General features: G+C 70.6%; 18 protein-coding genes and 1 tRNA gene. 16 read left to right on the forward strand and 3 right to left on the reverse strand.

The window, feature by feature from the left end; genetic code table 11:
• The first annotated feature begins 3 nt into the window (after window positions 1–3).
• From ABT127_RS03350 to obgE, 4 genes are all read left to right on the forward strand, one after another.
• A complete protein-coding gene (locus ABT127_RS03350) occupies window positions 4–1,332 on the forward strand; it encodes a phospholipase D-like domain-containing protein (protein WP_351444211.1) in 1,329 nt (442 codons plus the stop codon).
• 196 nt (window positions 1,333–1,528) lie between these two features.
• Complete coding sequence (rplU, locus tag ABT127_RS03355) at window positions 1,529–1,849, forward strand: 50S ribosomal protein L21 (RefSeq protein ID WP_351444212.1); 321 nt, start codon at window positions 1,529–1,531, stop codon at window positions 1,847–1,849.
• Between the two features lie 16 nt (window positions 1,850–1,865).
• On the forward strand, window positions 1,866–2,123 hold the full coding sequence (gene rpmA / locus ABT127_RS03360; RefSeq protein ID WP_026245994.1) for a 50S ribosomal protein L27: 258 nt from the start codon (window positions 1,866–1,868) through the stop codon (window positions 2,121–2,123).
• A 117-nt stretch (window positions 2,124–2,240) separates the two neighbouring features.
• The gene (obgE, locus tag ABT127_RS03365; RefSeq protein WP_351444213.1) at window positions 2,241–3,689 is read left to right on the forward strand and encodes a GTPase ObgE; all 1,449 of its coding nucleotides are present in this window, start codon (window positions 2,241–2,243) and stop codon (window positions 3,687–3,689) included.
• Window positions 3,690–3,772: 83 nt separating this feature from the next.
• On the opposite strand, the gene ABT127_RS03370 is transcribed toward obgE, so the two are convergent.
• Complete coding sequence (locus ABT127_RS03370) at window positions 3,773–5,881, reverse strand: hypothetical protein (RefSeq protein ID WP_351444214.1); 2,109 nt, start codon at window positions 5,879–5,881, stop codon at window positions 3,773–3,775.
• A 259-nt stretch (window positions 5,882–6,140) separates the two neighbouring features.
• Between ABT127_RS03370 and proB the strand changes: the two genes are divergently transcribed.
• The 5 genes from proB to ABT127_RS03395 all read left to right on the forward strand — a co-directional run bounded on the left by proB (window position 6,141) and on the right by ABT127_RS03395 (window position 11,226).
• Complete coding sequence (proB, locus tag ABT127_RS03375) at window positions 6,141–7,292, forward strand: glutamate 5-kinase (protein ID WP_351444215.1); 1,152 nt, start codon at window positions 6,141–6,143, stop codon at window positions 7,290–7,292.
• Between the two features lie 177 nt (window positions 7,293–7,469).
• Window positions 7,470–7,961, forward strand: coding sequence for a DUF8830 family protein (locus ABT127_RS03380; RefSeq protein WP_351444216.1), 492 nt, complete (start codon window positions 7,470–7,472; stop codon window positions 7,959–7,961).
• A 157-nt stretch (window positions 7,962–8,118) separates the two neighbouring features.
• Window positions 8,119–9,405 carry a glutamate-5-semialdehyde dehydrogenase gene (locus tag ABT127_RS03385; protein ID WP_351444217.1) on the forward strand — a complete coding sequence of 429 codons (1,287 nt, stop codon included), beginning with the start codon at window positions 8,119–8,121 and terminating at the stop codon, window positions 9,403–9,405.
• A gap of 77 nt (window positions 9,406–9,482) precedes the next feature.
• Complete coding sequence (locus ABT127_RS03390) at window positions 9,483–10,067, forward strand: SCO2584 family spore wall biosynthesis protein (RefSeq protein WP_351444218.1); 585 nt, start codon at window positions 9,483–9,485, stop codon at window positions 10,065–10,067.
• Window positions 10,068–10,125: 58 nt separating this feature from the next.
• Complete coding sequence (locus ABT127_RS03395) at window positions 10,126–11,226, forward strand: SCO2583 family membrane protein (RefSeq protein WP_351444220.1); 1,101 nt, start codon at window positions 10,126–10,128, stop codon at window positions 11,224–11,226.
• Here the strand turns inward: ABT127_RS03395 and ABT127_RS03400 are convergent.
• Window positions 11,223–12,335, reverse strand: coding sequence for a M48 family metallopeptidase (locus ABT127_RS03400; RefSeq protein WP_351444221.1), 1,113 nt, complete (start codon window positions 12,333–12,335; stop codon window positions 11,223–11,225). The genes ABT127_RS03395 and ABT127_RS03400 overlap by 4 nt on opposite strands.
• Window positions 12,336–12,434: 99 nt before the next feature.
• Between ABT127_RS03400 and ABT127_RS03405 the strand changes: the two genes are divergently transcribed.
• The 7 genes from ABT127_RS03405 (at window position 12,435) to ABT127_RS03435 (ending at window position 16,766) form a co-directional block, all read left to right on the forward strand.
• Window positions 12,435–12,563, forward strand: a complete 129-nt coding sequence (locus ABT127_RS03405; RefSeq protein ID WP_351444222.1) for a hypothetical protein — start codon at window positions 12,435–12,437, stop codon at window positions 12,561–12,563.
• A 128-nt stretch (window positions 12,564–12,691) separates the two neighbouring features.
• The gene (locus ABT127_RS03410) at window positions 12,692–12,856 is read left to right on the forward strand and encodes a hypothetical protein (protein WP_181512755.1); all 165 of its coding nucleotides are present in this window, start codon (window positions 12,692–12,694) and stop codon (window positions 12,854–12,856) included.
• Window positions 12,857–12,913: 57 nt separating this feature from the next.
• Window positions 12,914–13,576: a nicotinate-nucleotide adenylyltransferase gene (gene nadD, locus ABT127_RS03415; protein ID WP_351444223.1), complete on the forward strand. Its 663-nt coding sequence runs from the start codon at window positions 12,914–12,916 to the stop codon at window positions 13,574–13,576.
• Between the two features lie 25 nt (window positions 13,577–13,601).
• Entirely contained in the window at window positions 13,602–15,305 is a 1,704-nt protein-coding gene (locus ABT127_RS03420; RefSeq protein WP_351444224.1) for an LCP family protein, read from the forward strand.
• A gap of 172 nt (window positions 15,306–15,477) precedes the next feature.
• Window positions 15,478–15,936: a ribosome silencing factor gene (rsfS, locus tag ABT127_RS03425; RefSeq protein ID WP_351444225.1), complete on the forward strand. Its 459-nt coding sequence runs from the start codon at window positions 15,478–15,480 to the stop codon at window positions 15,934–15,936.
• A complete protein-coding gene (locus tag ABT127_RS03430) occupies window positions 15,933–16,580 on the forward strand; it encodes a histidine phosphatase family protein (RefSeq protein ID WP_351444226.1) in 648 nt (215 codons plus the stop codon). Before rsfS ends, ABT127_RS03430 begins: the two co-directional genes overlap by 4 nt.
• A gap of 113 nt (window positions 16,581–16,693) precedes the next feature.
• Window positions 16,694–16,766 (forward strand) — tRNA-Ala (locus ABT127_RS03435).
• 20 nt (window positions 16,767–16,786) lie between these two features.
• Here ABT127_RS03435 and ABT127_RS03440 read toward each other — a convergent pair.
• The gene (locus ABT127_RS03440; protein WP_351444227.1) at window positions 16,787–17,677 is read right to left on the reverse strand and encodes a helix-turn-helix transcriptional regulator; all 891 of its coding nucleotides are present in this window, start codon (window positions 17,675–17,677) and stop codon (window positions 16,787–16,789) included.
• Window positions 17,678–17,876 lie beyond the last annotated feature (199 nt).

A 17,876-nucleotide genomic window follows, 5' to 3' on the forward strand; every position in this document is an offset into this window, starting at 1 on the left:
GCCATGACGCACGTGCGTGTCAGAGGTACGGGCCGGCACCGGGCGGCCAAGCCGGTCAAGGGAGCCCGGCAGGCGGTGGCCCTCGCCACCGTGCTCTCGGCCGCCGGGGTGCAGGCGGGGATCGCGGCGGACACCGCGTCCGCGGACACCAGGTCCTGGACCGAGGGGCCCATCTTCAACGACCCGCTGGGGACGGCGGACGCGCAGTACGCGATCCGCACCCGGCTCGTCGAGCTGACCGACGCGGCGCTGCCCGGCTCGACCATCAAGGTCGCGGTCTACCACGTGTGGGAGCAGACGATCGCGGACGCGCTGATCCGGGCCAGGGCCCGCGGCGTGAACATCCGGATCGTGCTCGACTCGTCCAGCGTCAACGACCGCCCCACCAACCCGATCTACAGCCAGCTGAAGGCGGCGTTCGGCACCGACATCGCCGCGTCGTCCTTCGTGACGCTGTGCCCGAAGGACAAGTCGTGCCTGGGCGACCCCAAGTTCGGCAAGTCGATCATGCACAACAAGTTCTGGCTGTTCTCCGCCGTCGACGGCGCCAAGAACGTGGTCGTGCAGACCACGGCGAACTCCACACCGTCGGCCAGCACGCGCTTCTTCAACGACGCGCTCCAGCTGCCGGACAACCCGGTCCTCTACGGCGCCTACTCGGACTACTTCGACGACATAGCCGCCAAGGACTGGAAGAACTGGGACTACCGCACGGTCAGCAACGGCCGCTACAAGGCGTACTTCTATCCGCGGGCCGGCACCACGAACTCCACGGACACGCTGTACTCGGTGCTCAACAACGTCTCCTGCACCTACAAGAACCCCGCGACGGGGGCGACGCAGCACACGGTCGTGCGGGCCGCGATCTTCCAGATCACCCGGCAGGCCATCGCCGACAAGCTGGTCGCGCTGCAGAAGGCGGGCTGCACCGTCTCCATCGAGTACGCGACCTCCGACAGCGGCACCTGGAAGTCGATGCACGCCACCGGCGCCCCGCCGCGCCGCTGCTACAACGACGACCGCGACCCGCTGAACCCGGGCACCAAGCTCGGCACGCCGTTCATCATCCACACCAAGTACGTGGCGATCGACGGCATGTACGACGGCGCCCGGAACAAGGTCACGTTCACCGGCTCGCAGAACGCCTCGAACCCGGCGCTGCGCGAGAACGACGAGGCGTACGTCAAGATCGACGACGACTCCGTGCACGACACGTACCGCGCGCACTTCCTGAAGGTGTGGAACGTCGCGTACCCGGGGACGAAGGACAGCACCAACCTCTGCAAGGGCGTCAGCACGCTGCCGCAGGACGGTGAGCCCAAGGCGCCCTGACGGTTCCGGGGGAGGGGCCGGTTTGACCCTTCTGCGGGGTGGCCCGTAACCTTGACCGTCGGCGTGTCCATCGACGCGTCTCACTCCCGTAAACCTCTTCCTCCGGATTCTCTGCCGAATCGGCCGGGATTCTCGGAGAGGCCGCCTCGCGCGGCTGGACTGCGGGGGTTCCGTTCCGAGCGAAAGAGAGATCCGCGTGTACGCCATCGTGCGCAGCGGTGGTCGCCAGCACAAGGTTGCTGTCGGCGACATCGTTGAGGTTGACAAGCTTTCCACCGCCAAGGTTGGCGACACCGTAGAGCTCTCTACGCTGCTCGTTGTCGACGGCGAGTCCGTGACCAGCGACCCGTGGGTCCTGGCCGGCATCAAGGTCCAGGCCGAGGTCGTGGACCACCACAAGGGTGCGAAGATCGACATCCTTCGCTACAAGAACAAGACCGGCTACCGCCGTCGTCAGGGCCACCGCCAGCAGTACACGGCGATCAAGGTCACTGAGATCCCCGCGGCTGCGAAGTAAGGGTAGGGACTGAGACATGGCACACAAGAAGGGCGCATCGTCCACTCGGAACGGGCGCGATTCCAATGCTCAGCGGCTCGGCGTGAAGCGCTTCGGCGGTCAGACCGTCAACGCCGGTGAGATCCTGGTCCGCCAGCGCGGCACCCACTTCCACCCGGGCAACGGCGTGGGTCGTGGCAAGGACGACACGCTGTTCGCGCTCGACGCCGGTGCGGTGGAGTTCGGTACCCACCGTGGCCGCAAGGTCGTGAACATCGTTCCGGTCGCCGCCTGAAAGGCAGCCTGACCGGCAGTTTTCGCGAGGCGGACCTCACTTCCCTTTCGGGGAAGCGGGTCCGCCTTTCGCGTGTTAGACGTTAGACATTTCCGTAAGTCTCTGGAGGCACCAACCATGACCACCTTCGTGGACCGCGTCGAACTGCATGTCGCCGCGGGTAGCGGGGGCCACGGCTGTGCCTCCGTCCACCGTGAGAAGTTCAAGCCGCTCGGCGGCCCTGACGGTGGCAACGGCGGCCGTGGCGGCGACGTGATCCTGGTCGTCGACCAGGACGTCACGACGCTCCTCGACTACCACCACTCCCCGCACCGCAAGGCGACCAACGGCGCGCCCGGCGCCGGTGACAACCGCTCCGGCAAGGACGGCCAGGACCTGGTCCTGCCCGTGCCCGACGGCACGGTCGTCCTCGACAAGCAGGGCAACGTGCTGGCCGACCTGGTCGGCCAGGGCACCACCTTCGTCGCCGCCCAGGGCGGCCGCGGCGGCCTGGGCAACGCGGCGCTGGCCTCGGCCCGCCGCAAGGCCCCCGGCTTCGCGCTGCTCGGCGTGCCCGGCGACGAGAGCGACGTCGTCCTGGAGCTCAAGACCGTCGCCGACGTCGCCCTCGTGGGCTACCCGAGCGCCGGCAAGTCCTCGCTGATCTCGGTGCTCTCGGCGGCCAAGCCGAAGATCGCCGACTACCCGTTCACGACGCTCGTCCCGAACCTGGGCGTGGTCACCGCGGGCTCGACCGTCTACACCATCGCCGACGTCCCGGGCCTGATCCCGGGCGCCAGCCAGGGCAAGGGCCTCGGCCTGGAGTTCCTGCGGCACGTGGAGCGGTGCAGTGTGCTGGTGCACGTGCTCGACACGGCGACGCTGGAGTCCGACCGCGACCCGGTCTCCGACCTCGACATCATCGAGGCGGAGCTGCGCGAGTACGGCGCGGGCCTGGAGAACCGGCCGCGCCTCGTCGTCCTGAACAAGATCGACATCCCCGACGGCCAGGACCTCGCCGAGATGGTCCGCCCGGACCTGGAGGAGCGCGGCTACCAGGTCTTCGAGGTCTCCGCCGTCGCCCACAAGGGCCTCAGGGAGCTCTCCTTCGCCCTCGCCGAGCTGGTGTCCGCGCACCGCGCCGCGCAGCCCAAGGAGGAGTCGACCCGCGTCGTCATCCGCCCGAAGGCCGTGGACGACGCCGGGTTCACCGTCACCCGCGAGGACGTCGACGGCGAGCCGCTGTTCCGCGTACGGGGCGAGAAGCCGGAGCGCTGGGTGCGCCAGACCGACTTCAACAACGACGAGGCCGTGGGCTACCTGGCCGACCGTCTCAACCGCCTCGGTGTCGAGGACGAGCTGATGAAGGCGGGCGCCCGCAACGGCGACGGCGTCGCCATCGGCCCCGAGGAGAACGCGGTCGTCTTCGACTGGGAGCCCACCATGATGGCGGGCGCCGAGATGCTCGGCCGCCGTGGCGAGGACCACCGTCTGGAGGCCCCGCGGCCGGCCGCGCAGCGCCGCCGCGACCGGCAGGCGGAGCGGGACGAGGCACAGGCGGAGTTCGACGAGTTCAACCCGTTCTAGGCAGCCTGTGCAGCCATGAGTTCGCACGCATGAGGAAGGGCCCGGGAGAATCTCCCGGGCCCTTCCTCATGCTCTGTGCGGTGTCACGCGGTGACGGAGTCCTCCGACTCGGCGGAGTCCTGCGCGTCCGCCGCCTCGGCCTCCACGGCCTCGGCCACCTGCTCCTCGACCGAGTCCTCGCGCTGTATCGGGATCTCGCTCTCGCCGCGCGCGGCCATCCGCACCCGGCGCTCGTCGGCCCGCGTGCACAGCGCGCGCACGGCGCCGTTGAAGCGGTCCATGGAGGGCGGGTCCGAGGGGCCCAGGAGGTGCTCCTTGAGCTCCAGACGGGCCTCGGCGTACTTGTCCTCGGCCTCGCCGCGAACGGCCGCGAGAAGGGCGGGTACGCCCTTCGCCTTCGGCGTCAGGATCGTCGCCGCGCTCACCGTCGGGAAACCGGTGCGGAAGTCCGCCTCGGACAGCCCCGTGGTGTTGGCGACCGCGTACGGCTTCTCGCTGCTCAGCCAGTCGGAGACGACCGAGGAGACGTCGGAGATCAGCACGTCGGCCTGGTTGAAGCAGGTGAAGATCGCCGGGCGGGCCTCGGTGACGATCAGGTGCTCCCACTCCGGGAAGGAGGCCCAGTAGGCGGCTTCCCAGGCGGCCGTCGCCTCGGCCACGGCCGTGGCACGGTCACCCTCGGGCCTGCCCTGGAGCAGCATCTTCTCCATCTCGTCCGCGCTGGTGCGGAAGGCGGTGGAGGTCAGCCGGTCGAGGGCGGCGGCCGCGCGGGTCAGCTCGGCGGCGGCCTCCGGGCCGGGGCGGGCGCCCGAGCGGCGGGTGTTGGCCTCGCGGATCATCGCCATGATCCGCTGGTTGGCCTCGCCCGCGGCGGGGACCTGCGAACCGGTCATCGGGTGCGGCTTGTAGATCAGGCGGACCCGGTCGTCGGCGAGCAGGTGCCGCACGATGTTCTCGCCGGCCAGGATCACCGAGGTGTTGCCCGGGTTGCCGTCCCAGCCCTCCCAGGTGGGGGCGTAGAGCACGGTGGTGTACGCGCCCGTGGCCGGGCCCGTGCCGACCTCGATCGGGGACAGCTGCGGGCGGCCCACCTCGACGACGTCCTTGTCGTCGACGCCGACGTCGGCCAGCTGGTAGCGGTCGCGGGCCGCGGGGCCCGCCACCCACACCTCGTCGTACGCCTTCGCGTACGGGTTGCACGACGACAGCTTGTCGGACTCGCCGTGGTTGATGAAGGCGTGCTTGATCGTCGGGATGCGCAGCACCTGCGAGGTCTTCGCCGCGTTCGCCGGGTGCAGCATCATCTTCAGCGTCGAGTTCTCCAGCGAGAACATCGTGGCGACCTTCGGGAAGCAGATGATCGGCACGTCGGTCGCGTCGATCTTGTTCACCATGAAGCGCTCACGCAGCACGATCAGCGGCTTGCCGTCGACGTCGGCGAGCGTGGAGAGCCACATGTTCGCCTGGTACGCGGAGGTCGTGCCGCCGGAGAAGTACATCGCCACGGTCGGCTGGTAGTCGGCCAGCCATCGGTCGAGCCACTCGATGGTCTGCTGGTCGTTCAGCGGGCGCTTCTTCGGCAGCAGCCAGGTCGCCAGGTAGGCGGCGCCGCCGCCCAGCAGCACGATCGAGACGCCGATGCCGATGCCGCCCCACAGCGCGTTCGTCGTCGCGGCCGTCAGCAGCAGGCCGATCGTGGCCGGCACCGAGAAGGCAAGGAGACGGTGGCTGGAGCGGCGCGCGAGCAGGCGCGGCGGGGCCGCGGAGAGCCGCAGCGGGGTGGAGTCGATGTTCCGGGTGACGATCGGCAGCGTCCTGGTGCGGCGCACCAGGACGGCGGCCGCCTGGCAGGCGAAGTGCAGCACGTAGACCGCGAGCACCATGATCAGCAGGGGCGCCTGCTCACCGAGCGGGTCGATGCCGTCGATGCGCAGCAGGCCGACGAAGATCAGCATGTCCCGCAGCAGCTGACGCACGGTGACGTCGAAGCGGATCTTGCCCAGGAGTGACAGCAGGCCCGGCTGGCGGAACTGCAGATACGTGTCGAGGGCGAGGCCCGCGGCGCTCGCGACGACGAACACGGGTACATACGGAACGAGCGCGCTCACGAGCTGGGCCACATAGAGCGCAAACATCGCGAACAGCGCTGAGAGCTGCACGATGCGGCGGGGGGCAAGTCCGGCGGAGGGCACGGGCTGGGCTCCTGGCAGGGATAGGAGGACGAGGAGGACCGTGGGGGGCTGGCTCACCTCGGTGAAAAGGCTGACCACTGACCGTATGACTTTGAGCGGTCCCGTAGCAATCCTCGGTGAAATCAATCACGACAAATAGGGTCAAAGGACATCTCCTTTGTGAGCCGAGGTCCTCTACGCACGGCGGCCGGGCACCGCGGGCGTCCGCCCCTCGAAATCCCTGAGCGTCCGTCCGGTCACGTCCCGTAGATTGCGCAGCATGTCAGGGGCAACAACAGGGGCAGCTCGTTCGGCGCGGCAGGGCGTCGCGGAAGCGCGCCGGATCGTGGTCAAGGTCGGATCGTCGTCGCTCACCACGGCCGCCGGGGGGCTGGACGCCGACCGCGTCGACGCCCTGGTGGACGTCCTCGCCAAGCACCGGAGCGGGGGAGCGAAGGAGATCGTCCTCGTCTCCTCCGGCGCCATCGCGGCCGGACTCGCCCCGCTCGGCCTGACCCGCCGCCCCAAGGACCTCGCCCGCCAGCAGGCCGCGGCCAGCGTCGGCCAGGGCCTGCTCGTGGCCCGCTACACGGCCTCCTTCGCCCGCTACGGCGTCCGCGTCGGCCAGGTCCTGCTCACCAGCGACGACATGGCCCGCAGGGCGCACCACCGCAACGCCTCGCGCACCCTCGACCAGCTCCTCGCCATGGGTGCCTTCCCGATCGTCAACGAGAACGACACCGTCGCCACCGACGAGATCCGCTTCGGCGACAACGACCGGCTGGCCGCGCTCGTGGCCCACCTCGTCCACGCCGACCTGCTGGTGCTCCTCTCCGACGTCGACGGGCTCTACGACGGGGACCCCGCGAAACCCGGCACCTCCCGCATCGCCGAGGTGCGCGGCCCCGCCGACATCGCGCACGTCAGGATCGGCTCGGCCGGCAAGGCGGGCGTCGGCACCGGCGGCATGGTCACCAAGGTCGAGGCCGCCTCCATCGCCGCGGCCGCCGGCATCCCCGTCGTGCTGACCTCCGCGTCGTCCGCCGCCGACGCCCTCGCCGCCCGCGACACCGGCACGTACTTCCACCGCACGGGACGGCGCAGCGCCGACCGGCTGCTGTGGCTCCAGCACGCCTCCACCCCGCAGGGCGCGATCACTCTCGACGAGGGTGCCGTACGGGCGGTGGTCGAGCGGCGCAAGTCGCTGCTGCCCGCCGGGATCGCCTCGGTGGAGGGCGAGTTCAGCGCCGGCGACCCGGTCGAGCTGCGGGACGAGAGCGGGCGCGCGGTCGCCCGCGGTCTGGTGAACTTCGACGCCAAGGAGATCCCTCAGCTGATCGGCCGCTCCACCCGGGAGCTCGCCCGCGACCTCGGCCCGGCCTACGAACGCGAAGTCGTACACAGGGACGATCTGGTCCTCCTCCCGGCTTGAAACACCGCCCGTCACCTTCGAAACCGCCTGTGTAATCGGCCGAAAGCCTGCCACCCGTGGGGGACCTTCCCCAAAACCACCCCACGAAGGCTCGTGTCCTGCTCAACTCTTGAGGCAGGGAGTTCAGCCGAAGTGGTTCCGCACGACCATCACGACCAATTCGCGAAGGAGGCCGTCGTGAGACGAGCGCGCCCGGGGGCCGTGTCCAAGGGGTCCCGAGGGTCGGCTGAGCGGGCCCTGACGAGTGTGGCCGCGGGGGACGCGTACGAGGAGCTGTCCGGCGAGACCGCGGACGCCGTCGGGGAGCCCACGGGAGTGGCCGAGGAAGGCCCCCGCCTGTGGCACATCACGCTCAGCGTCTCCGGCGCCGAGGCACCGCTGGCCGAAGTCCGCCGTGGCCTCGAACAGCTCGCCCACGACCACCCCTTCCTGCTGACGAGCCGCTACGCCGTCGACCACGCCGAGATCCGCTACTGGGAGGAGGCCCGCGACCTGCACGACGCCGCGGCCGTCGCCCTGCGCCTGTGGGGCGAGCACCGCCAGACGTCGCAGCTGCCGCCGTGGGAGATCGTCGGCCTGGAGGTCATCGACCGCCAGACCTACCACCACCGCATCGCGGAGGGCTACGGCCCCCTCCCGGCGACCCCGGTGGGCGTGCATCCTTTCTGAGTGCCCCGCAGGGGCGCGAGGAACTGCGCGAGCAGCCACGACGAACCCGCTACCCGGCGACGAAACAGAACCCCCCACCCACGAACCGTTTTCAGCCATGTCTCACCCCCCGAAACACGTGCTGGACGCCGCCCGCACCCCCGTTACCCTGCGGAGCATGACGCCTTCGCTGAACCCGTACGACTCGATGACTCCGGTCACTCAAGCCGCCTACCGCGCCCGCGCCGCCGCGAACACCCTCGCCCCGCTGCCGCGCGCGCAGAAGGACGACGTCCTGGCCGCGATCGCCGACGCCCTCGAAGTCCGCACGGCCGAAATCATCGAGGCCAACGCCCAGGACATCGCCAAGGCCCGCGAGGCCGGTACCAGCGAAGCGATCATCGACCGGCTCACCCTCACCGCGGAGCGCGTCCGCGCCATCGCCTCCGACGTCCGTGACGTCATCGCGCTGCCCGACCCGGTCGGCGAGGTGGTCCGCGGCAGCACCCTGCCCAACGGCATCGACCTGCGCCAGATCCGCGTCCCGCTCGGCGTCGTCGGCATCATCTACGAGGCCCGGCCCAATGTGACGGTCGACGCCGCCGCCCTCTGCCTCAAGTCGGGCAACGCGGTCCTGCTGCGCGGCAGCTCCTCCGCGTACGCATCGAACACCGCGCTGGTGCGCGTCCTGCGCGACGCCGTCGGCGGCGCCGGGCTGCCCGCCGACGCGGTCCAGCTGGTGCCCGGCGAGTCCCGCGAGTCGGTGACCGAGCTGATGCGCGCCCGCGGCCTCGTCGACGTCCTCATCCCGCGCGGCGGCGCCTCCCTCATCAAGAACGTCGTCGAGAACTCGATCGTGCCCGTCATCGAGACCGGCACCGGCAACTGCCACGTGTACGTCGACAAGGACACCGACCTCGACATGGCGGTCGACATCCTCGTCAACTCCAAGGCCCAGCGGCCCTCCGTCTGCAACTCCGCCGAGACGCTCCTCGTGCACGCCGGCATCGCCGACGCGTTCGTGCCGCGCGCCCTCGACGCCCTCGCCGACGCCGGGGTCACCGTCCACGCGGACACCCGGATCCTCGGCTACGCCGAACAGTCCAAGGCCACCGTCGTCGAAGCGACGCCCGAGGACTGGGAGACCGAGTACCTGAGCTACGACATCGCGGCCGCCGTCGTCGACGACCTCGACAGCGCCGTCGAGCACATCCGCCTGTGGTCCTCCGGCCACACCGAGGCCATCGTCACCACGTCGCAGCAGGCGGCCCGCCGCTTCACCCAGCTCGTCGACTCCACGACCGTCGCCGTGAACGCCTCGACCCGGTTCACCGACGGCGGCCAGTTCGGCTTCGGCGCCGAGATCGGCATCTCCACGCAGAAGCTGCACGCCCGTGGCCCCATGGGGCTGCCGGAGCTGACGAGCACGAAGTACATCGTCACGGGCGACGGGCACACCCGTTAATCACCGAGTGGTGCGGTTCGTGCGGTGAATTTCCTTACTGTCTGCCCAAATTGACCCCTCAGGTCTACTCTGGACAGGTGCCGGAGGACGTGGGGGGCACGCCGTTTCCGGACGGCTGGGAGCCCGACGACGACCACGACCGCGGGGGTTCGGACGACGAGTTCGCCTCCGTGGTCTTCGACGAGGACTTCGTGCGGGCTGCGAAGGTCCATGAGCCCACCGCGGTCGAGCGCCTGCTCGCCGCGGCGCAGGCCCGTGCCGAGGCCCAGGAGGCCGAGGCCCGCAGGGCGCGCATACGCCGCGGCGCCGACGACGATTTCTACGACGAGTCCGATCCCGAGGGGTTCGGCCCCGACGACGCCGACTTCGGCCGCGAGCTCGACGACCTGTACGACGACGGGCCCGACGCGGCCGGCCGCGGTGCTGTCTACCCCGGCCGGATGCGCTGGCGCAGGCCCGTCGCCTGGGCGCTCGCGCTGCTGATGGGCGTCGGCATGGTCGCCCTCGCCTTCACGGCCGTCTACCGCGGCGCCTCCGCGGGCCGCCAGGACGACCGGGTGCCCCCGCCCGCGACGACGGAGCTGGAGAAGAGCGTGCCGGGCCCGTCCGCCTCCGCCGACTACTCGCGGCCCGCGGTGTCGGCGGTTCCCCGTACGCCCTGACGGAAGTTGTCGTGTACCAGGGCGTTTACCTGAGGCCCCAGGGACCTACCCTGAAGGTATGGGCGGGCCAGCAGACCCACCGGAGGGGACCCCCGAAGGCGGCCCCGGAGGTGGTGGCGGAAGCGAGGACGAATACCGATCCGTCGTGTTCGACGAGTCGTTCGTCCGGGCTGCCCGGCTCCAGGAATTCTCCGCACAGGAGCGAATAGCCGACCACGCCCCCGCCGTGCGCCGCACGCCCGCGCTGCGCCGGGGACTGACCCGGCAGGCCGTCGTCCTCGTCGTGATGATCGTGCTCGCCTTCGGCACCGCGATCTACATGGGCGTCCGCAGCCCCTACCGCACGGACCGGGCCGTCCGGCACACCGAACCGCTGCGGATGACCGTCATCCCGCTCTCCCCGGCCGGCAAGGTGCCCGGCGCCGCCTCGGCCGCCGAACTCTACGAGCACAGCCCCGCCGCCCAGTTCCACACCGCCGCCGACGGCATCGCGCTGCCCACGCCGACCAGGCGCACCGCGCACTTCTCCGACAGCCAGGTCGTCGCCGCGCTGACCACGTCCAAGGACTATCTCGTCGACTCCTCGCTCGACCCGGACGTGCTCACCGGCTCCACCCTGCGGCCGGTGCGCCAGCTCGTCGACCCGCAGCAGCTCGACCAGTTCGACCAGAGCTTCGACCACCCGGCCGCCGACGGCCGGCACGCGGCCACCGGCTGGCTGGTCCGCTTCGACCCGGCCGAGACCGCCCTCGCCGATTCCCGGATCCGGGTGACCGGCACCCTGCACGTCGCCGAGACGGACGCGGACACCCTGGAAGTCACCTCGGACCACACGTTCGTGTACGCGCTGCGGCCCGTCGACCGGCCGGACGCCGACGCGTCCCTGTTCACGGTCCGGCGCGAGCTGCACTTCCGCTTCGACCGCGACGACCTGCGCAACCACCAGGCCGAGGTGCTCGTGTCCTACCTCCAGGCCGGGCCGCTGTCCTGCTCCGCCGACTCGGCCGAGCGGCTGCACCCGCTGCTCGCGGGGCAGCGGGCCACGAAGGACGGCCCGGCGGGCACCGACCCGTACGCCACGGGCGGCGCGACCGCGCTGTGCGGCGCGCTCGCGCCCGGTGCCCAGCCGTCCGTCCGGCAGAAGCACCCGGGAGACTAGTCCTCGTCGTCCCGGGCGCCGTGGTTGCCGTTGTTGCCCCCGCCGCTGCCGCCGTCGCTGCTCTGGCCGCTCTGGCCGCCGAAGCTCCCGAAGCCGCGCCGCACCCGGCCGCCCAGGTCGCCCGCGCCGCCCGCGATGTCGCTGACCAGCTTCATCAGCGGGTCCTTCGAGTTCTTCACGTGCTCCGAGTAGTGCGCGGCCGACTCGCGGAAGGAGTCCGTCACCGAGGCTTCCTTGTCCTCGGTGCGGCGCGGGTAGTGGCCGTCCATCAGCCGCTGGTAGTCGCGGGACTCCGCCCACTTCTTCAGTTCGGCGGCGCGCACCGTGGTGAACGGGTGCGAGCGCGGCATGACATTGAGGATCTTGAGGACCGAGTCGCGCAGATCGCCCCCGGCCTCGTACTCCTCGGCCTGCTTGAGGAACGCGTCCACGTTCATCTCGTGCAGGTGATTGCCGCCCGCGATCTTCATCAGGCCGCGCATGGAGGCCTGGAGGTCCTGGCCGACCAGCAACCCGGCCCGGTCCGCGGAGAGTTCGGACTTGCGGAACCACTCGCGCAGCGCCGTCACGATCGCCATGATCGCGAGGTTGCCCAGCGGGATCCACGCCACGCGCAGCGCCAGCGACGTCAGGAACAGCAGTATCGTCCGGTAGACCGAGTGGCCGGACAGCGCGTGGCCGACCTCGTGGCCCACGACCGCCCGCATCTCCTCCTCGTCGAGCAGCTCCACGAGGCCGGTCGTGACGACGATGATCGGCTCGTCGAGGCCGATGCACATCGCGTTGGGCTGCGGGTCCTGCTGGACGTACATCGGCGGGACCTTCTCCAGGTCCAGGATGTAACAGGCGTCCCGCAGCATCGAGTTGAGGTGCGCGAACTGATCGTCGGAGACCCGCACCGAGTCCGACAGGAACAGCAGCCGCAGGCTGCGCTCGGGCAGCAGGCCGCTCAGCGCCTTGAAGACCGTGTCGAAGCCGGTGAGCTTGCGCAGCGCCACCAGCGCCGAGCGGTCCGCGGGGTGCTCGTACGCCCGCGAGGAGATCCCGGGGAAGCGCCTGCGCTGCCTGCTGGGTACGTGATCGTGCTGCTCGTTCGGTACGTCGGGCATGCGGCCCCCCATGTCTGTCGTCCGGTCGTGCCCCCGAGATGGGGACCACATTAGGCGGAGATACCGTGACGGGTCAGCAGACAGAAGGAGCGAACCGCCATGGATCACATCATCGCCGCGTCCGACCAGGGCGCCGGCAACCTGTTGCGCATCGTGCTGGTCGTCGGTGTGCTCGGAGCCGTCTTCCTGGCCTGGTTCCTGCTGCGCGGCTACAAGCGCGACGACTGACCCGCAGACCCGGCCGGCCGTATGCGCGGACCCGTACGGCAGAGTCGGCGTGAGCGCCGCCAGGGCCCCCGCTTACGATGGGCGGGAAGTCTTTGTCCCGATCCCACACCGGATAGGTCCTGCTGACGATGAGCCTCCACGCCACCGCTGCCCAGCTGGCCACCCTCGCCTCCGAGGGCGGCGAGCACGGCGGCAACCACGAGAGCATCAGCCCCCTGATGACGGGCGGCGCCGCCTTCATCATCCTGCTGCTGCTGCTCTGGATCACGACCCGCTTCAACCGCGACCGCTGATCCTCTCCGGGCCCTCCCGGCGGGACCACCCGGATCGGGCCAGTAGGCTCTGCACGCATGGGAGCGCAGGACATGCCTACCGGCCCGGTCAACAGCCCGACCGGCGGCCCGGATCACCAGTGGGTCTCACCGGCCAAGAGACGCCTCGGCGTCATGGGCGGAACGTTCGACCCGATCCACCACGGACACCTGGTGGCGGCCAGTGAGGTCGCCTCGCAGTTCCACCTCGACGAGGTGGTCTTCGTGCCGACCGGGCAGCCCTGGCAGAAGAGCGACAAGAAGGTCTCGCCCGCCGAGGACCGCTATCTGATGACGGTCATCGCGACCGCCGAGAACCCGCAGTTCTCGGTCAGCCGCATCGACATCGACCGCGGCGGACCCACCTACACGACGGACACGCTGCGCGATCTGCGCGCGCTCAATCCGGACACGGACCTCTTTTTCATCACGGGCGCCGACGCCCTGGGCCAGATCCTCACCTGGCGGTACACCGAAGAGCTCTTCTCCCTGGCACACTTCATCGGCGTGACCAGGCCGGGTCACCCGCTCGCGGACCCCGGCCTGCCGGAGGGCGGCGTCTCGCTCGTCGAGGTGCCCGCCCTCGCGATCTCGTCCACGGACTGCCGTGACCGGGTCGCGAAGGGCGACCCCGTCTGGTACCTGGTGCCGGACGGTGTGGTGCGCTACATCGACAAACGTCAGCTGTACCGAGGCGAATGACCCTGCACCGCCGAGAGGGGCATCGGTGAACGACCGATACGACGGTTACGACCAGCAGAATTACGAGCTGGTCGGCTACGACGAATTCGGCCAGCCGGTCTACCGGCAGGTCGGGCAGACGCCGTCGTACGAGCAGCACGCGAACCACCCCTACCCCCAGGGCACCACCGGTGACCCCGCGTACGGCTACGGCTACGACCCGTACGCGACCGGGCAGCAGCAGCCGGTCCCGCCGCAGTCCTACGACCCCTACGGCGGGGCGCAGCAGGGGAGTTCGGGCGGTTACGACCCCTACGGCGCGGCCGCCGGCACCGGGCAGCAGCCGCGCGCCGGGTACCGCCCCGAGCAGCAGGCCCAGGCCACCGCGTACATCCCGCAGCAGGCCCCGCCCGTTCAGCCCCCGGCGCAGCCGGAGCCCCGGCCGCAGGCCCCGTCGCAGGGCGAGGCCCAGGGGGACGCCGAGCCGCGCGAGTACCGCACCGAGCAGTTCGAGTTCGTCGAGGAGCCGGACGAGAACTCCGAAGACGTCATCGACTGGCTGAAGTTCACCGAGTCCCGCACCGAGCGGCGCGAGGAGGCCCGGCGCCGCGGCCGCAACCGGGTCGTCGCCCTCGTCGTCGTCCTCGCGCTGTGCGTCGTCGGCGGCGTCGGCTACCTCTGGTCCGCGGGCAAGCTGCCGTTCCTGTCCGACGACGCCTCGAAGACCGGCTCTGCGGCCGCCGCCGGTCCGCAGAACCGCGACGTCATCGTCGTGCACCTGCACAACACCAAGGGCGGCGGCACCTCCACGGCGCTGCTGGTCAACAACACCACCACCAAGCAGGGCACGACCGTGCTGCTGCCCAACACCCTCGGCCTGACGGACGAGGAGGGCAGCTCGACCACGCTCGCCAAGTCCGTCGACGACGACGGCTCCTCGGGCACCAGCGACTCGATCGACACCCTGCTCGGCACCGACATCGAGGGCACCTGGCGGCTCGACACCCCCTTCCTCAGCAACCTCGTCGAACTCGTCGGCAACATCGACATCACCACCGACACCGACGTCCCGGACCCGGCCAAGAAGGGCACCACCCTCGTCCACAAGGGCCAGGACCAGACCCTGAGCGGCGCGCCGGCCGTGGCCTACGCCACCTACCGGGCCAAGGGCGAGTCGGAGACCGCGCAGCTCATGCGGTTCGGCCAGGTCATGCAGGGCGTCCTGCGCAAGATCTCCTCGGACCCGCAGGCCGCGACGACCACCGTGCAGACCCTCACCCAGATCATCGAGCCGCCGCTCACCGAGAAGGACCTCGGCGCCTTCCTCGCCAAGCTGGCCGACCACGCCAAGGAGGGCGACTACAAGACCGCCCTGCTCCCGGTCCAGCAGGACGGCTCCCTCTCCAAGGCGACCGCGAACTCCGTGGTCAAGGACGTCCTCGGCGGCACCGTGAAGGCCCCGTCCTCGGGCGACTCCCCGCGCGTCTCCGTCGAGAACGCCACCGGCGACAAGGGCCGCACCGAGCTGGCCCGCGTGGCCCTGGTCAACGGCGGCTACACCTACGTCTCCGGCGGTACGGACACGGCGGTGGCCGCCTCCCGGATCACCTACGCGGACGCGGACAGCAAGCAGGACGCCGTGGAGGTCGCCAAGACCCTGAACCTGCCGACCTCGGCCGTGAAGAAGGGCGAGACCACCGCGAACGCGGACGTGTCCGTCGTCCTCGGCCAGAACTACACCGGCAAGTGACACCCGGCGCCGACGCCCCCCGCACGGGGGCGCCGGCAATGCCGTGAGGCCGCCCGGTGGTCCGTGAGACCCTTGGGGTATCCCCGTGAGGCCCGGTGAGGGACAGTCCGGGGGAATTCCGGGGGTATCCGACCCGAAAAGATCGCCCCGACCTTCGACCGAAAGCCTTGTAGTGACCGCCACTGACCGTTCCATCGAGCTCATCAACGCCGCCGCGCAGGCGGCCGCCGACAAGCTCGCGCACGACATCATCGCCTACGACGTCAGCGACGTGCTGTCCATCACGGACGCCTTCCTGCTGGCCTCGGCGCCCAACGACCGCCAGGTCAAGTCCATCGTGGACGAGATCGAGGAGCGCCTGAACAAGGACCTCGGCGCCAAGCCGGTCCGCCGTGAGGGCGACCGCGACGCCCGCTGGATCCTCCTCGACTACGTCGACATCGTCGTCCACGTCCAGCACAGCGAGGAGCGCGTCTTCTACGCCCTGGAGCGGCTGTGGAAGGACTGCCCCGAGCTGGACCTGCCCGAGGAGGCCAAGGCCACCCGCGGCAAGGGTGCCGAGCACGCCCAGCGCGAGGAGGCGGCGGCCGAGGCCGAGGACATCCGGGACCTCGGCGGTGAGGTCCTTTGACGGCGGCTTCACGCGGTCGCCGGGTCATCCTGTGGCGGCACGGCCAGACCTCCTGGAACCTGGAGCGCCGCTTCCAGGGCACCACGGACATCGAGCTGACCGAGACCGGCACCGGGCAGGCCCGGCGCGCCGCCCGGCTGCTCGCCTCCCTGAAGCCGGACGCGATCGTCGCCTCCGACCTCAAGCGGGCCGCCGCCACCGCCGGTGAGCTGGTCCGGCTGACCGGCCTCGACATCACGTACGACGAGGGCCTGCGCGAGACGTACGCCGGCGCGTGGCAGGGCCTCACGCACGACGAGATCCAGGAGCAGTACGGCGAGCAGTACGCCGCGTGGAAGCGCGGCGAGCCGGTGCGGCGCGGCGGTGGCGAGCTGGAGACCGAGGTCGCCGACCGGGCCGCGCCCGTGGTGCTGCGGCACGCCGACAAGCTGCCCGACGGCGGCCTGCTCGTCGTGGTCAGCCACGGCGGCACCATCCGCACCACCATCGGCCGCCTCCTGGGGCTCGAGTCCCAGCACTGGGAGGGGCTCGGCGGGCTGTCGAACTGCTGCTGGTCCGTGCTCGGCGAGGGCGCACGCGGCTGGCGCCTGCTGGAGCACAACGCGGGCACGCTGCCGGAGCCGGTGCTCGGCGACGACGACTGAGTCGGCCGGTCCCCGCGGCACGGGGGCCGGATTTCACTTTCTGGCAGGTCGCAGGCTAGAGTTCTTCTTGTTCGGGCCGCCGGGGAAACCGGCCGGAAACCGAATGAAAGCAAGGGGCTATAGCTCAGTTGGTAGAGCGCCTGCATGGCATGCAGGAGGTCAGGAGTTCAATTCTCCTTAGCTCCACAGAAAGAAATCCCGTCCCGTCAGGGGCGGGATTTTTCTCTGCCCCGATCCTCGTCTAGATAGGCGCGGGTGGCGTCGTCCGCGGGCGAGTACACGACGATCCGGCACTCCGGCATCCCGTCGATCGACAGGGACGTCGACGTCATCCGCAGTTCCCCCGGCGACCGGTCGCACCGGAAGGTCTTCACGCGGGGGCCCGGAGGCACGACGTCGCCGCCCTCCCAGAGCCCGGCGAAGTAGGGGCTGGCCGCCGCCAGCTCGCCGATGAAGCCCTCCCAGGCGGGCTCGCCCACGTGCCGTCCGTAACCGGAGCGCAGGGTCGCCACCATCACCGGCAGCTCCGCCTCCCGGTGCACCAGGGGGCAGGTCCCCTCGGGGGCCAGGAAGAGCGTCCGCAGCGCGTTGGGGATCCGGGGCGGCGGGGTGGGGACGACGATGAACAGCGACCGGTAGGCGGCATTGGTCGCCAGCAGGTCGTACCGGGCGTTGTAGACCACCGCGGGCAGCGGGCCGATCGCGTCGAGGATGCCCTGCACCTGCGGGCCCACCGACTGCCCGGCGTCCTCGTGCGCGGGCGCGAACGCCACGTCGGCCAGGTGGTACAGGTGCTCGCGCTCCGGCCGGTCGAGCCGCAGGGTGCGCGCGACCGCGTCCAGGACCTGCGGCGAGGCATTGATCGGGCGGCCCTGCTCCAGCCACGTGTACCAGGTGACGCCGACGCCGGAGAGCTGGGCGACCTCCTCGCGGCGCAGGCCGGGGGTGCGCCGGCGCGGCCCCGCCGGCATGCCCACGTCCTGCGGGCCGACTCTGGCGCGGCGGCTGCGCAGGAAGGCCGCCAGCTCCGGCCTGCGGCGGTTCGCCGGCCTGCCCGTGGTCCGCTCCGTCGTGGTCATCGTCGTCACATCCCCCATCGTGTGCCCCCGTGCCGGGCCCCGGAAGGTACGAACCGGGTGGTGCCGGTACCAGCATCAGCGGGCTCTCGGTACCCGTGTCCGATCGCCGTCACGCTCCAGGCATGACGACAACCGCCCCGGAAGGTCCCCAGTCCCCAACTCCCGTGTCCAGTAAAGCCCGCGCCACTGACAACGGCACTGACAACGGCACCGACAA

It is taken from the genome of Streptomyces sp. NPDC001904, from assembly GCF_040297005.1.
Taxonomy (GTDB): domain Bacteria; phylum Actinomycetota; class Actinomycetes; order Streptomycetales; family Streptomycetaceae; genus Streptomyces.

Excerpts from the sequence above, each read along its gene's own strand:
- ABT127_RS03350 (WP_351444211.1), top strand. The coding sequence starts at position 4 with ATGACGCACGTGCGTGTCAGAGGTACGGGCCGGCACCGGGCGGCCAAG.
- rpmA (WP_026245994.1), top strand. The coding sequence starts at position 1,866 with ATGGCACACAAGAAGGGCGCATCGTCCACTCGGAACGGGCGCGATTCC.
- obgE (WP_351444213.1), top strand. The coding sequence starts at position 2,241 with ATGACCACCTTCGTGGACCGCGTCGAACTGCATGTCGCCGCGGGTAGC.
- proB (WP_351444215.1), top strand. The coding sequence starts at position 6,141 with ATGTCAGGGGCAACAACAGGGGCAGCTCGTTCGGCGCGGCAGGGCGTC.
- ABT127_RS03385 (WP_351444217.1), top strand. The coding sequence starts at position 8,119 with ATGACGCCTTCGCTGAACCCGTACGACTCGATGACTCCGGTCACTCAA.
- ABT127_RS03395 (WP_351444220.1), top strand. The coding sequence starts at position 10,126 with ATGGGCGGGCCAGCAGACCCACCGGAGGGGACCCCCGAAGGCGGCCCC.
- ABT127_RS03400 (WP_351444221.1), bottom strand. The coding sequence starts at position 12,335 with ATGCCCGACGTACCGAACGAGCAGCACGATCACGTACCCAGCAGGCAG.
- ABT127_RS03405 (WP_351444222.1), top strand. The coding sequence starts at position 12,435 with ATGGATCACATCATCGCCGCGTCCGACCAGGGCGCCGGCAACCTGTTG.
- ABT127_RS03410 (WP_181512755.1), top strand. The coding sequence starts at position 12,692 with ATGAGCCTCCACGCCACCGCTGCCCAGCTGGCCACCCTCGCCTCCGAG.
- nadD (WP_351444223.1), top strand. The coding sequence starts at position 12,914 with ATGGGAGCGCAGGACATGCCTACCGGCCCGGTCAACAGCCCGACCGGC.
- ABT127_RS03440 (WP_351444227.1), bottom strand. The coding sequence starts at position 17,677 with ATGGGGGATGTGACGACGATGACCACGACGGAGCGGACCACGGGCAGG.